The following is a 14,593-nucleotide window of genomic DNA, read 5'->3' on the forward strand; positions in this document are numbered from 1 at the left end:
GTCGCCGGCGGGCCGACGCCGAGCGGGACGGTTCCCACGCGGCCTCGAAGTCGTCGAAGACGGTGTGCACAGCGAGGGCGACCGGCCGGAGATCGTCTGCACCGGCTGGCACTGACCCCGCGCGCGGCGCGTGACGCCGCGCCACACTCGCCCGGCCCGGCCGCCGTTGTGCGCGGCCGGGCCGGGCGAGTGTCAGCGGCGATTCTTCGTGCGGCTGCTGTCTCGCTGGCCGAGGCTTGGCCGCGGCGGTACGTCGCCCGTCGCCGATGACGCGTTGCTGGCGACGGTGACCTGCTCCCGCAATGGAGGTCCGCTCTCACGACGTTTGCGCAGTGGCGCCAGTCAGCGGCAGAACATGCTGCTGAGCGCGTCGCAGACCGTGCCATATCCATCGCGTTCCAGGCCGATTGGCAGGAACTGGATGCTGTCCGGCAGCGCGACATGCTCGCCGGCACGGAAGTTGGCGATTCGTCCGTTGGGCGCCCGGCCAGTCTGGCGGACCACCCGCAGCAGCCCGTACGCCTCCAGGAGCCGATGCGACTCGTAGGTCTCGGGGCCGATGCCGAACACTCGCGTGCGGGTGCCGGCCGCGATCGCGAACCCTTCTGCGTTCGGCTGGTAGATCGCCATCGCCATCAGCAGCACCGCCAGCTCGGCGTCGGAGAGCACGCTGATCCAGTCGTTTGTGAACAGGGTGGTTGGGATGACAAAGCCCTCCTGCGGGCTGGCGGGCACGATGTACGGCGCGGCCGATTCCGGCACGCTGGACTCGTGCATCAGCGTGAACTCGCGCTGGTTGTTGCGCGGCTCGCCGCCGTGCGGCAGCGCGACGAGACCGGCGCGATGTAACACACCCAAGGCGCTGTTGAGATGCCGGCGCTGCTTGTCCTCCTGGGTCATCGCGGTCTTGCCCGCCAAGGCGTCCTCGGCGGAGGTGGCCAGCAGGTCGGTCCACGCGATCTGCCCACGGGTGGCGTGCGAGAGGGGGCGGTCGTTGGTGCCCGGCTGCTCGCCTGGATCGGTGCGCGTCTGCGCCTCGAACAGCGCGGTGAGCATCAGGCGCAGCGCAATGCCCTTGCGACCCAAGATGCGGGTCGCGGGTGGGCGGTCGGCCCGGGCCGGCAGCTTGCGGTCCGAGCCCGTGTCGTTCGGCTCGCGGGACACCACGAAGCCTGGTCGGACGACGATGCCGTCGTGCAGCCGAATGGTGAGGGCTGAGGCCTCTCTAAGCACGGTGCGCAGGCGGACCGAGGTGTCAGCGACTGATTGATCCGTGGTTTTCGTCTCGAGCCGGCACAACCGGCTGTACACCCGACCTGCGGCGTCGGCGTTGGGAAGCCAGCGGGGCTCGGTCCGGGTCACGCCCACAAGTTTACACGCTTTCCAACGAACGCTTTTGACCGTCCCTCGGCAGAGGCTGCCTCACGGAGGGCGGTCAAAAGCGTGTCGAGCATACCGCAAGATCGACTTCAGTCGCTGGAAGTTTGGTGCATCATGGCCTCACGGCGCACATCACGACCAAGGGCCCCACCGTCAACCAGGCGGAACCCGCCGCGCGCCGCCTCACCGAATGTGTCCGGCAGCCTTGCCGGACGGACCTCGGGCGCCAACCTCGCACCCATCGGCCGCCGCATCAACGCGGACGGCCTCCGGGTGCTGTCCGGAGGTCGCAGACCGGACGACCAGACACCTCAACCAGCGGAAAGGAGAAACACCGTGGAGTCCACCGCGCGGTGCCGCGATCACCGAGATGCAGCCGCCACCACAGGCACGACGGCACCCCAAAGCCCTCCGCGGACCTGGGGGACGCGTTCCGGCGTGCGTAACACTCGGCCTGCACATCCGGCCCGACGCCCCGCGCGCACTCGTGAGAAACCGGGGCTGCCGCTGCGCTGGGCCGTCATCGGCCTCATCGCTGGGCTCGCCGGCTCGGTGGCCCACCTGACCGGCGGCCCGATCGCCGCCATCACGACCGGGGCGGCGGTCTCCGTCGCGGCCCACCGGCTCCTCGCCTGACCCGCGGCCGTCGGCGGACCGCCCTCCGCCGGCACGGGGCGTCGCCCAAAGCACGGGCGTCGCTCAAAGGCCAGACCCCATACACCCGGCAGCCGACGCGCCAACGCCCTCGTTTGCCGGGCTCTGCAACTCTGGAAAAGTTGGAAAAGTCAAAGATGGTTGGAGAATACAGGACGAGATGGGTACCCTGACGGTCATGACAGAAGGAAAGGGCGGCTCCGACGCCGCCCGCAAGGTCGAGGAGCTCGTCGCCGCGCTCCACGCGGCCCTGGCAGAAGCGCGCGACGAAGACGCGCTCCCACCCGCGGTTGCCGACGCGGTCGCTGAGGGCATCGCCGAGGCGGGCCAGGTCGCCCGACAGCTCACCCGAAAGGCACGCGGCGGCAACGCCCGGCTCGGCAAGCCCAGCGCGCGCACGCAGGCGATCGAGGCGCTGACCGAGCTCGGTGTGCCGGCCTCACCGGCGCTGATTGCCGCTTACCACCGGGCGGTGTTCGACTCCCGCCTCGAAAGCAAGGCGCTCGCGAGCCTGCGTCGCGACGACGAACGCGCCCTGAAGTCCGGCGGCGGACACGACGTGTTCGTGGTCCCCGCACTCACGACCCGCCTCGTCCCGGCGCGCGGGCTCCTGGCCCTGTCGACCTGGCCGGCCTGGCTACGGATCGTCGGCCCCTACAGCGAGCGCGTCAACAACCTCAACGCCGTCCAGGTGATGCTGCGCCGCATCACCGAGCTCGACGAGGCCAGCACCGCCGGCCCCAGCGGCCCGGCCGCCACGCGGCGCACGAACCTCGAGGCACTCGTGCGCCGCTTCGGCTCGAGCATCGACGGCGTGACGTTCAACTCGGTCGACGTCCCCACCGCTGAACGTGCCGTCCGTCAGCAGCTCGAACTGGTGGAACCGCAGGACCGCATCACCCGCGACGAAGCAGCCGCCCGGCTGACCAACGAGCCCGACGAGCACCGTCGGCTGCTCGGCGCCCCACTGCGGATCGTCGGGGGTACCGCGTGACCCGCCAGCGTCGCGGCGCCGTGCCGCAGGAACATCCGCGTCTCGCCGCGCTGCGCGGCACCCTCGATCGGCAGAGCTTCAACGCCCGCCGGGTCGCCGCGCTCGCCGACAACCCGGGGTGCCGGCGCCGTGCCGCCGGCGATGTGTCCGGCGCAGACCTCGAGCAGCTGTCGAACGCCGCCGGCGTGGTCCCGTCCTACGGGCAGTCGCCGTTCGCGATCGATCGTGGCAACCGGTTCGAGAACCTGCTGAAGCGCGGCTCGAACTACGACAAGCTCTTCGCTGTCCTGCATGAGGCGCTCGGCCTGCCCCTGAACGACATCCGGTTCGAGGACCTCGGCGACGACGGCACCCTGCCGGTCATCGCGGGAGAAGGTCCACGGGACCGTGAGTATCGGCGGCTGCGCCGGCGCGCCCTCCGCACCCGGCAGGCCCTGCGCACGATCGTCAACGATCCGGCGCCGACGGTCCTCGACCACCCGGTGCTCACCCTGTCGATCGGTGGGAGCCCGGTCTTCCTCGAGCCGGACGCCTTGGCGGCGGTCCTCGTCGGGACCCAGCTCACCGTCGTGGAGATCAAGTCGTTCGCGAACGTCGACGGGGTCGTCCCGCGCGACAAGGCCGGCCCGGCGGCCCGGCAGATCGCCGTGTACGTCCTGGCGCTGCAGCAGCTGCTCGCCTCGATCGGCCACGACATCACGATGGTCAACCTGGACGCGCTGCTCATCACGCCGATGAACACGACCACGGCGGAGGCCGTCGGCAACATCGTGCCGGTCGGCCACCAGGTCAACCTGCTGCGCCGGCAGCTCAACCGTGTCGAGGACCTCAACACCCTCCTCGAGCACTACCCGGCGGACTTCACCCTCGACCCGCAGGCGGTCATCGACCTGCTGCCGCCCACCGCATCCGAGGAGGACCGGCACGAGGCCGTCAAGGCCAACCTGCGCCGCATCCCGGCCAACTACCTGCCGACCTGCCGGTCGAACTGCATGCTCGGCGAACTCTGCCACCGCGACGTCGTCGACGCCGGCCACCCGGCCCTGCTCGGCCCCGAGGCGCGCACGACCCTGGCCGGCATCCACGACCTGCGGCAGGCCGCCCGGATCGCGGCCGGGACGCCGCACCCCGCGGACAACGACATCGATCCCACCGTCGCGCTGGCGCTGCGCCGCGCCCGACGCACAGAACAGGCCGCCCAGGCGGCGGCGCAGCGACGGAGGGCAGCCGCATGAACATCCTCACCGCCGCCCGGCAAGCCGCCGCGTTCGCCCGTGGTCAGGCCGTCCCCCGGGCGTCCGTCCGGCACCTGCACCTCAACGACGCCCCGCTCGTCGTGGCGCTCCAGGTGCTGGCCGGCGAGCCGTTCGCGCCCCTGGCCATCGTGTGGGGCACCGACCCCGCCGCCCCCGCCGGGGAGCTCGTGGTGCCCGAGCCCCGCAACCGCGACCTGCGCTACCTGGCGCTGACCACGTTCGCCGACGCGCTGCTCGAGTACCTCGAGCCGTACCTCACCTTCGAGGTGCAGACGAACAGGAAGGGCAACGAGCGACCCGTGTGCGAGGAGGCGCCGCAGATCGTCCTGCCGACCGCCGCGTCGGTCACCAGCTTCGGCGAAGCGATCGGCCGCGGCGTGCTGTACTCGCCCACCGCGCCCACGCAGGTCCGCCGCGCCGCCGCGTTCGCGACGTTCCTCGCCCAGCAGGCGGACCGCGCCGGCCAAGCCCTTCTCGTCCCGGCCACCGGCGCGCTCGGCATGCACTGGGTCACCGGGCAGGCCGAGCTGGAGAACGAGAACCTCGCCGCCCTGCTGGCTTGGATCGACCCCGAGCCCACGGCGACCCAGCCGCAGCGCCTCGACACCATCGGCCGCCGCGAACTGCTCGCCTGGGGCCCGCTGCGCCGCCCAGAAGCCGACAAGGACCTCGCAACGCTCGTCGAGCGCTACAACCGCGCGACGAGCGAGCAGCACCGCGCCCGGCTCGCCGCACACATCGCCGCCGAGGTCCTGCCCGGCGTCCGCGACGCCTACCGTGGCACCCACCACGCCCTCACCCTGCTCCGCACACTGGACCCGGTTGCGCCAGGGGCAGCGGCCCGCCGGAACACCGACCGAGACGCATGGGCCTGGCACGCCCAGCGCGACGCCCAGCAGCGTGCCCAGGGCGACATCCCACGGTTCTCCACCCGCGACAGCGCCGAATGGGCCGCCCGCATCGCGGCCGACCTCGAGGACGCCGCCCAGGCGCTGCCAGCCGTCATGGCCTTCGACGACCCACTCATCATGGCCGAGCACATCGAGGCCGGCGAGGCGATCGCCGGGACCGTCCTGACGGTCGACCTGACCAACCGCGAGGTGAAGCCCGGCAACACCAACCGCACCCGCGTCCCGCTGTTCACCCTGCGCACCGACCGCCGCCCCGCCCAACCGGCCGGCACGTGGATGCGCTGGGCCGACGACCCCAGCGTCGAAGTCGAGCTCCGGGCGCAGCGTCCGCTGCCGCACTCCGCAACCGACCCGACCGACACCCCGTTCGAGGTCACCTTCGCCGTCATGGCGGGTCACCGCAACGGCACCACCGTCCCCGCCGCCGGCGACGAGATCGTCGTCGCCGCGCTCGAACCCGCCAGCGGCGGGTTCGGCCGACCAGGCGCCGGCCCCGTGCCCTGGACCCACCGCCCTACCACCGGAGCAGCAGCATGACCGCCAACTTCGACGCCGTGGCCGCCGCCGACCGCACCCACGTCCTGGACCTCATGAACCAGCTCGGGCCGGAGTCCGCCATCCGGGTCAAGGCCCCGCCCGGCGCCGGCAAGTCGACCCTCGTCTGCGACATCGGCCGGACCCTCGCCGCCGCCGGCGACGTCGTCCCGGTGATCACCCAGACGAACGCCCAGGCCAACGACCTGATCCGCCGGTTGCACCGCGACAACCCCGGCCTGCCGGTCGGCCGGTTCCACGGCGCCGGCAAACTCACCGCCGACATCGCCGCGCTCGCCGCCGCGTCGCCCAACGTCACGGCCAGCACCGACCTGACCAACCTGCGAGCCGCCGGCGCCCGCATCATCGTCGCGCCGGCAGCGAAATGGGCCACCCTGGCCCGCGGCACGGTGACCTTCGACTGGCTCATCGTCGACGAGGCCTACCAGATGCGCGCCGACATGCTGCAGCACACCGGACACCTCGCCCTGCGGCACCTGTTCGTCGGCGACCCCGGCCAGCTCGCCCCGTTCAGCGTCCTCGACACCGACCGGTGGCAGGCGCTGCCGTACTCACCGATCCGCCCAGCCATGGACATCCTCGCCACGAACCACCCCCACCTGCCGACCCACAGCCTCGGCACGTCCTGGCGGCTCCCACCCTCGGCAGCCAGCCTCATCGCCGGCGCCTTCTACCCCGACATGCCCTTCCAGGCCGGCACCGACCCCACCGACCGGGACCTCCACCTGGCGAACCGGCGGTTCACCGACCGCCACCCCAACGGTGTCGGCTTCGACGTCAACGCGGCCCTCGACCGAGCCGCCGCCACCGGCTGGGCCTACGCCGAACTTCCCCAGCGCGTCACCGTGCGCAGCGACCACGAGGTCGCCGCCGCCCTCGCCGCACTAATCGCCGCCGTGCTGGCCCGCCGGGGCACGATCGTGTCGGAGCTGCCCGCCGAGCGCGGCGGCCGGCCCCTCGAGCCCACCGACATCGCCGTCATCACCGCCCACAACGACCAGCGCGCCGCCGTCCTCGTCGCGCTCGAAGACGCTGGCCTTCCCACCGGCGGTTTCACCGTCTCCACCGCCAACCGCATCCAGGGCCAAGAGTTCGCACTCTCCCTGATCTGGCACCCGCTGGCCGGCCGCGCCGACAGCACCCCGTTCCACCTCGATCCAGGACGGATGTGCGTCATGCTCTCCCGCCACCGTCACAGCGCCATCGTCGTGGGCCGTGCCGGCGTCGAGGATCTCATGTACGACTACGTCGACACCGAGCCCGTGATCGTCGGCGAGCCCAACCGCCGCGTCGACGGATGGCAGGCCAACCTCCAGGTCCTTCACCACCTGCAACGGCACCGAATCGCCACCTAAGACGAAGGCGGCTGCTGCTGTCGCAGTGAGCCCGGCCGCATCGTTCCCGTAGGTCGACCCCGCCGATGATCGGCCCCTGCGCGGCCGACCGAAAGCACCAGCCACTTGCGCTGTTACACCGCTGGCGAGCCTTTTGCACTCAGCGGCAATCTCCGCCATCCCGGCGCGTGGTACCGCACACGTTGGTGCAACCTGGACAGGGCCCAGCGCCGCATAGGTCCCTCGCCTACGCAGGCATCTCGCCGACGGTATGCCACGCCATGCGCAGCTGCTCGAGGTCCGCGCCGCCGGCACTGAGCAAGACGTGCAGCGCGCCGCTGCCAAGGCCCGTGCCGCTGCCCTGCAGGTGGAGCTCGACGTCGTCCGCGTCGAGGCCCGCGCAGCTGCTACCCGGACAGCTCGCGGAACCCGGCCCGCTTGAGCGCGGGGATCTTCGGCGACGTTGCCGGTCGGAGAACAGCCGTACGCCGTTCGTGCCGTCGACCAGGCATGCCCGGGGCGAGCAGGTGGGTCTGCTGCTGGGTGCTCTCCTCGTCGGCGGACACCCGCGTGTAGACCAGCTCCGCCACGACCTCGCCGCCTTCGCCCCGCCATTTGCAGCCATTGACGGTTCTATTCCGGCCTGTGTCCAACAGATCTATAGTCACGGGTGGGTCGACGGCCCACCTGCGTCGGGTACCCGGAAGGAGACCTCGATTTGTCCCCGGACGTGCTGACGGCGCTGGCGATGACGGGCGCGTCTACGATCGTTGCGGCCATGGCTACCAACGCCTGGCAGTCCACGCGCGACGGCGTCGCCCGGCTGTTCCGCCGCCCGGGCCACGATCCACGTGTCGTCGAGGCGCAGCTCGAGGGCGACGCCTCGGTAGTGGCGCAGGACGAGGACGTGGACGGCGCACGCCAGGACTTGGTCGGCCCGTGGCGCCGCCGGTTGGCGGCGCTGCTGCGCGAGCATCCTGAGGCGGAGCCGGAGCTGCGGGCTCTGGTGGAAGAGATCCGCCGGCAGCTGCCGGCGGCCGAGCAGAGGTGGCTGCAGATCAACACTGTCAGCGGATCGGGCACCCTGTTCGCCACACAGGGTGGCAACGTAATTGTGCACGGCGCCGGACCGGACCAGGCGCGACCGCCAGCGCCGAGGTCCAGCGCTGCCGACGGCGATCCGGAGTGACCACACCGGGCGGTGGATCCGGTCAGCTCGTGGACGCCACCCAGGTGGTCCACGTGGAGAGCGGGGCCGGATACGGTGCGATCGGCGCCGACGTGCACGTCTTCCGCGACCGCGGCCCGGTGTACCTGCTGACCGGGCACCGCCCGCCGCCCGCCGTCGACACCGCGTGGCTGCTAGCGCAGCCCAGCCGGATGCTCAGCGCCGACCTGGCAGTCGTCGCCTTCACGGGCCGGGACCGTGAACTCGCGCAGCTCACCGCCTGGCGCGGCGCGTCCGCCCCGCGCCTCTCCGCCCGGTGGATGTATGCACCCGGCGGCCAGGGCAAGACCCGCCTGGCAGCGCAGTTCGCCTTGCAGAGCACGGCAGCTGGGTGGAAGGCCGTCCGCGCGCTGCACGGTCCGGGACAGCCGCTGCCCGGCAGCCAGGATCTGCGCCTGGGCAGCGCGCCAGGCCTGATGCTGATCATCGACTACGCCGACCGCTGGCCGGTCTCGCACCTGCGCTGGCTATTCCACAACGCCCTGCTCCACCAAGCGGTGCCCACCCGCCTGCTCTTACTGGCCCGCTCCGTCAACGCCTGGTCCGCCGTGCGCGCTGAACTGGAGGAGCTGCGGGCGGAGACGGACGAGTTCCCGCTGGGGCCCCTCGACGGCGATGGCGGCACTGCGGAGGAACGAGCCCGGCGCAGGGCCGAGATGTTCCGCGTGGCCCGGGACTGCCTGGCGGAGCGGTACGGCGTCCCCGATCCCACCGCCATCGAGCCGCCGCTTCCGCTCAGCCACCCCGGCTTCGACCTGACGCTCACCCTGCACATGGCAGCACTGACCGCCGTCGACGCGCACGTCCGCGGGCTCAAGCCGCCGGACAACATGGCCGGCCTATCTGTCTACCTGCTCGACCGCGAGCGCAAGCACTGGACCCGCCTGTACGAAAACCGGGTGGAAGGGCTCGACTTCGCGACCCCGCCGTCCGAGATGGCACGCGCGGTGTTCACTGCCTCGCTGACCGGGGCGACTACCCACGCGGCCGGCATCGCGACGCTGCGCCGGGTGGAGGGCGGGGCGCACCACGAGCGGCTGCTGGCCGACCACGCCACCTGCTACCCGCCGCTCACACCAGGCAGCGTGCTGGAGCCGATGTACCCCGACCGCCTCGCCGAGGACTTCGTGGCGCTCACGCTCCCGGGTCACGACGTCACGGCGTACGCGCCAGCGTCCTGGGCGGCCCCCACCGTCGGCGCCCTCACCCAGCGGGACCGGGGCGGGCCTCCTCCGGCTCACCTCTCCCGGGCGATCACCCTCCTCGCCTCCGCCGCGGCGCCGGACCGGTGGCCGCACGTCGCGATCCACCTCAGCGAGATCCTGAAGAACGACCCCGACCTGGCCCCCGACGCCGGCAGCGCCGCGCTCTCCGCGCTGGCCGAGGTCACCTCGCTCCCGATCGAGCTGCTGGAAACCGTCCACTCTGTCCTGCCCGAAGGGCGCCACGCCGACCTCGACCCCGGCATAGCCGCGATCGCCGAGCGCCTTTTCGGCCACCGCCTCGCGTCGGACCCCGACCCGGCCGAGCGGGCGCGGCTGTGCCACGCGCTGGCGCAGCGGCAGGCATACGCTGGCCGGTACCGGTCCGCTGCGGATTCAGCGCGGGAAGCTGTACGGATCCGCGGGTTGCTGACGGCCGGCGATCCCGAGGCGCACGAGCCCGATCTTGCAGACTCGCTGGGCAGTCTCGGCAGCATCCTCTCCGAGCTAGGCCAGCGCAGGGAGGCCCTTGACGCGGTACGGGAAGCCGTCGCGATCCGTCGCCGGCTCGCCACCGCCGAGCCCACAGCGAACGAGCCCGGTCTCGCCCGCATGCTGGACAACCTCGGCATCCAGTTGGGGCGGGTGGGCGAGCTCCACCAAGCCCTCGCCGCGTCGCGGGAGGCGGCTGCCCTGCACCGACGGCTCGCCGCGGACGGCGCCGGCGTGGACAGGTCCACCGCCCTCGCCGACTCGCTGGACAACCTCGGCACCCACCTATCCGCATGCGGGCACGTCGAGGAGGCCACCGCCACGGCGCGGGAGGCGGTCGAGGTGTGGCGGCGGCTGACCGAGGCCCAGCCCGCAGCTCACGAGCCCGGCCTAGCCCGCGCGCTGAGCAACCTGAACGTGCTGCTGTACCGGGCCGGCCAGCGCGACGAGTCGCTCCGCCCCGGGCAAGAGGCGGTCGACGCGTGGCGCCGCCTGGCAGGCGCCAATCCCGCCGCACACGAGCCCGGCCTCGCCCGCGCCCTCGGCAACCTGAGCGCCTCCACCTCCGACACCGGCGACCACGAAATGGCCCTAACGCTGGCCCGCGAATCGGTGGCCCTCTGGCAACGCTTGGCCAGTGCCAACCCCGCCGCGCACGAGCCCGGCCTCGCCAACCAGCTCAGCGACCTCGGCGTCCACCTGTCCCGGGTCGGGCAGCGCGGCGAGGCGCTGCAGGCCGACCGGGAGGCGACCCGGATCCGGCGGCGGCTCACGCTCACCGACCCCACCACCTACGGACCTGACCTCGCCCGCTCGCTAAGCAACCTCAGCGTCGGCCACTACGAGGCGGGGCAGCACTCAGAGGCATTGGAGTTCGAACAGGAGGCGGTGAGGACCCGGCGGCGGCTGGCGCAGTCCGACCCCACCGCGTACGAGGCGGACCTCGCCCGTTCGCTGAGCAACCTCGCCGTCTTCCAATCGGCGGTAGGGCGGCATCAGGACGCCCTCCTGACAGTGCGCGAGGCGGTCGAGCTGTGGCGGCACCTCGCGGCTACCGGTCCCGCCGCACACGAGCCGGACCTCGCGCACGCCCTGAATGCTCTAAGCAACTGTCTGTCGCAACTCGGCAAAGCGCAGGATGCGCTCTCCGCGGTCGAAGAGTCGGTGACGCTCTGGCGCCGCATCGCCACCGCCGAGCCCGCCGCGCACGAGCCCGGTCTCGTGCGTGCGCTGGGCAACCTCGGCGTCCGCCTCTCCGAGACGGGGCGTAACCGCGACGCAGTGGCGACGAGCCAGGAGGTCGTGGAGGTCTACCGGCGCCTGGCCGCCCGCAGCCCGGCCGTGTACGAGCGGAACCTCGCCATCATGCTGCTCAACCTGGGCGGCCAGCTCTCCGAGGTGGACCAGATGGCGGAAGCGCTGGCCGTGACGCAGGAGTCGGTGGCGCTGTGGCGGCGGCTCGTGGCTGCCGAGCCGGACGCGAACGCGCCTGGCCTCGCCCGGACGGTGTGCAACCTCGGTGTGTTCCTCCGGGAGGCGGGACGGCTGGCGGAGGCGCACGCCGCGGGGCAGGAAGCGACTGCGCTGCACCGGCGTCTCGCGGCGCAGAACCCAGAGGCCCTCGAGCCCTTTCTCGCCAACTCCCTGGACAACCTCAGCACCACGCTAGCCGTGCTCGGCTCGGCACTGGACGCGCTGGCTGCCGCCGAGGAAGCAATATCCATCCACCGCCGCCTCGCGGCGGCCAATCCTGCCGCGTATGAGGCCGGCCTCGCGGCGTCGCTCAGCAACCTGAGCCAGCGGCACGCCGCGACGGGACAGCACCAAGCGGCGGTCGAGGCGTCGGACGAGGCAGTGACCCTCTTCCGGCGCCTGGCCGTGGCAAGCCCGGCGGTGCACGAAGCGGGCCTCGCGAAGGCGCTCCAGGCCGCCGCATCTCTGCGCCCGGCCGCCAGCTCCGGGCCGCCGCCCGAGGTGGGCCCCTAGTACGGCAGCCGCCCCCAGGTCGTTGATCCGAGGCTGCCGCGGCGTCGGGGTCGGCGGGCCGATCAGCTCGCCGGCGACGCCGAGCGCGGCGGCGACGTCCGGACTTTGATGCGGTCGGTGCCATGCCGCGGCGGAGCTCGCCGAGGCGGCTGATGCTCACCACGGGGCCTGCCTGGGCAGCGAGGTCGCTGAGCCCGTCCACGCTGTCCTAGTCGACGAGCCGCCGACAGCACGCCGGCCCCGGGGGCAGGCCGCCAGGCGCGACGGGTTCCACATGGCGTACCTCAGCAGCGTACTCAGTGCAGTGCGGGTGGGATTGGGATCGGCTTCGTCGAACCGGGCGCTGGCCGCGTCCGCCACCGCGATCTCGACGACCTCGTCGCGCACCGCCAAGTGGCGATGTCGGGCACACGACACAAACGGATTACGCCCGCCGTTCGATGACGGTTGCAAGTAGGCGACTTGTGGCTGGGGGAACCGATGCCTGAAGAGTGGATGTTGCACCTGCTTCTCGCGCTGGTAGTCGTCGGGGTCCGTGGTGTGCTCGTCATCGTCCGTCAGGAAATACAGCAACGTGGAGCCGAGCGGCTCTTGAAGCTGTTGAAGCTGGGTGGTCCGGACATGAAGATCGTCATGCGGAACGGCGGGGCCCGCTGGTCCGTGGAATTCACCAGCATCGACGCTCCCGCCGCTCTGGGCCGTCGGCATGGAGCCGGACCCGAAAAGCCGCAGGAAGTCCAGGACAGGGCCGTCGAATCAAGCGCCGAACCCACCCGGGCTGCTGCGGGCAAGGGTCGGCAGCACAAGGGTGCGGGCGCTCAGCGGCGCAGAGGCGGTGCCGATGGACGACACTGACGCAAGCGCGGAGGGACCGGGGAGATCGAGCAACGACCGGCCCCGCCGGCAGTTCAGCGACCCTCGCTCAGGAAAGTTCTACAAAGAGAAGTACCCGATCGTGTTCACCGCCGCGTGCCTGGTTGTCAACAGCGTCCAGACCGCGGAAGACGTGGCACAGAACGTCTTCATCGAAGTCCTCACGAGCGCGGACGTGACCGCCCTGCTCGACAAGCCAGCCGACGAGCAGGACCGACTGCTGCAAGCCATCGCGGCCAGGCGCGGAATCGACCACATGCGCCGTCAGTCGCGGCTCGTTCGGATCATTCAGCAGCGGGTCCGCTGGACCGAGAGCGGCGCGGTCACGCACGTGGAAGAAGAAGTGTTGACCCGGGAGGTAGTCCGCGCGATTGCCAACATCAAGAACGAACTGCATCGAGCGATCGCCGTCATGGCGTGGATCAGCGACATGACCTCCCCGCAGATCGCCGCTGAGGTCGGGCTCTCCCCAGAACGGGTCCGCGGCATCCGGCTGAAGCTGAAGGAACGCTTTCGCTCAGAGTTCGTCGAAGTGGAGACTGAGGTTGCACGGCCGCAGGAGGGAACCATATGACCGGCCAGGACTTTGACGGCGAAACCGCCGCTCGCGACGCCGTCAACCGTGCGGCACAGGCGATTGCCTTGGCCGTCCAGCATGACGCCGACGCAGGCCTCCGTGATCTGCACCGTCGTATGGCCACCGCTGAAGTGCCGTCGCTTGCCGCCAGCGAACGCCTTCGCGAGAAGCCACGGCGTCATGCCCCGAAGGCCGGTGCACTTGCCGCATGGCTGACCGGGGCAACCGGGCTGCTGACGGCATTGCTGTACGTCGGCTTCGACACCATGCCCACAAAATTGGCCCTGGTGATCACAGTTTCAGCCGCCGTCGCACTCCTCGCCGTTGCCGTACTCGCCCGGCCCTCCGACCAGAGGGCGGCATCACGCCCCCCCAGGTCCAGGCAATGGCTTTCCATCGCCGGCAGTAGCGCTGTGGCGATGATCTGCACAGCAGCGGCTATCTGGGTATCGACCGGCGCATCTTTTATGACGGCACAGGCCCCACCGCCCAGTGGAAAGGACTGCATGGTGCCGTCGCCTGGTGGACCCAACCTGTGTGGGTCTACGTACGATCCGAGCATCGGCGGTCCAACATCGAACACAGTTGTCGGTCCCCCCTCCATCGCTGCCATCACGGATTGGACTGGCTTTATCAATGTTGTCGTTGTGAACACGGTTCCGGTGGATCCTCGAATGCGATACATCCTTATCGTCAGAGACGAGGATGGCGTCCAACTAGTAGGCGAGATCGCAGCTCCGGCTGACAAGCAGGTCGTCAGCATTGATCTTCAAGATGCCCCGCTCGGTTCCCGCCGGGACATCTACCTGGCCCTCACCCCCGTGGAGGAAATGGTGACGTGGAGGGCGTCGACCATCAGGCCGCTCGGTGACGTGCCCGACGGCACTTACCTCATCGATCGCGCCACACATGTACGGACGAAGTAGCCATCGTCGCTGGTACGGCTGGGACAGTCAGCATGGTCACGGTGCGTACTCCATCGGTCTGTGCACGGCGCCGGTGCACAGAATCTCGCGGCGCTTGTCGTAGTACGTGACAGTGACAGACGTAACACAGTCAGACGTGGGTAGTTGGCGAAGCTGGATTCAAGTGGGTTGAGCCGTGCCGCTTGCTACGCCGCCCAGCGGCCTACCTGGCCGTGGCCGGCATGG

12 protein-coding genes are annotated in these 14,593 nt (G+C 71.0%); 10 read left to right on the top strand and 2 right to left on the bottom strand.

The window, feature by feature from the left end; translation table 11 throughout:
* Positions 1-342: 342 nt before the first annotated feature.
* Positions 343-1,362, bottom strand: a complete 1,020-nt coding sequence (locus tag OP18_RS10560) for a hypothetical protein (RefSeq protein ID WP_156089404.1) — start codon at positions 1,360-1,362, stop codon at positions 343-345.
* A gap of 456 nt (positions 1,363-1,818) precedes the next feature.
* On the opposite strand from OP18_RS10560, the gene OP18_RS56965 reads away from it, so the two are divergent.
* From OP18_RS56965 to OP18_RS10580, 5 genes are all read left to right on the top strand, one after another.
* Complete coding sequence (locus OP18_RS56965; protein ID WP_156089405.1) at positions 1,819-2,016, top strand: hypothetical protein; 198 nt, start codon at positions 1,819-1,821, stop codon at positions 2,014-2,016.
* A gap of 178 nt (positions 2,017-2,194) precedes the next feature.
* Positions 2,195-3,028: a hypothetical protein gene (locus OP18_RS52235; protein WP_052386491.1), complete on the top strand. Its 834-nt coding sequence runs from the start codon at positions 2,195-2,197 to the stop codon at positions 3,026-3,028.
* On the top strand, positions 3,025-4,263 hold the full coding sequence (locus tag OP18_RS10570; RefSeq protein ID WP_033358546.1) for a hypothetical protein: 1,239 nt from the start codon (positions 3,025-3,027) through the stop codon (positions 4,261-4,263). The genes OP18_RS52235 and OP18_RS10570 overlap by 4 nt, the downstream gene beginning before the upstream one ends.
* Entirely contained in the window at positions 4,260-5,732 is a 1,473-nt protein-coding gene (locus OP18_RS10575; RefSeq protein WP_033358547.1) for a hypothetical protein, read from the top strand. The genes OP18_RS10570 and OP18_RS10575 overlap by 4 nt, the downstream gene beginning before the upstream one ends.
* On the top strand, positions 5,729-7,105 hold the full coding sequence (locus OP18_RS10580) for an AAA domain-containing protein (protein ID WP_033358548.1): 1,377 nt from the start codon (positions 5,729-5,731) through the stop codon (positions 7,103-7,105). The genes OP18_RS10575 and OP18_RS10580 overlap by 4 nt, the downstream gene beginning before the upstream one ends.
* A gap of 386 nt (positions 7,106-7,491) precedes the next feature.
* Here the strand turns inward: OP18_RS10580 and OP18_RS10585 are convergent, their stop codons facing one another.
* The gene (locus tag OP18_RS10585; RefSeq protein ID WP_033358694.1) at positions 7,492-7,674 is read right to left on the bottom strand and encodes a hypothetical protein; all 183 of its coding nucleotides are present in this window, start codon (positions 7,672-7,674) and stop codon (positions 7,492-7,494) included.
* Between the two features lie 128 nt (positions 7,675-7,802).
* Here OP18_RS10585 and OP18_RS52240 point away from each other — a divergent pair, with 128 nt between their 5' ends.
* The 5 genes from OP18_RS52240 to OP18_RS56975 all read left to right on the top strand — a co-directional run bounded on the left by OP18_RS52240 (position 7,803) and on the right by OP18_RS56975 (position 14,368).
* Entirely contained in the window at positions 7,803-8,273 is a 471-nt protein-coding gene (locus tag OP18_RS52240) for a hypothetical protein (RefSeq protein ID WP_156089406.1), read from the top strand.
* A 29-nt stretch (positions 8,274-8,302) separates the two neighbouring features.
* The gene (locus tag OP18_RS10595) at positions 8,303-11,992 is read left to right on the top strand and encodes a tetratricopeptide repeat protein (RefSeq protein ID WP_052386493.1); all 3,690 of its coding nucleotides are present in this window, start codon (positions 8,303-8,305) and stop codon (positions 11,990-11,992) included.
* Positions 11,993-12,472: 480 nt separating this feature from the next.
* Positions 12,473-12,847: a hypothetical protein gene (locus OP18_RS56970; protein WP_156089407.1), complete on the top strand. Its 375-nt coding sequence runs from the start codon at positions 12,473-12,475 to the stop codon at positions 12,845-12,847.
* Positions 12,834-13,439, top strand: coding sequence for an RNA polymerase sigma factor (locus tag OP18_RS10605; protein WP_156089408.1), 606 nt, complete (start codon positions 12,834-12,836; stop codon positions 13,437-13,439). The genes OP18_RS56970 and OP18_RS10605 overlap by 14 nt, the downstream gene beginning before the upstream one ends.
* Positions 13,436-14,368, top strand: coding sequence for a hypothetical protein (locus tag OP18_RS56975; RefSeq protein WP_156089409.1), 933 nt, complete (start codon positions 13,436-13,438; stop codon positions 14,366-14,368). Before OP18_RS10605 ends, OP18_RS56975 begins: the two co-directional genes overlap by 4 nt.
* Positions 14,369-14,593: the final 225 nt, after the last annotated feature.

This window comes from Dactylosporangium aurantiacum (genome assembly GCF_000716715.1).
GTDB classification, from domain to species: Bacteria; Actinomycetota; Actinomycetes; order Mycobacteriales; family Micromonosporaceae; genus Dactylosporangium; species Dactylosporangium aurantiacum.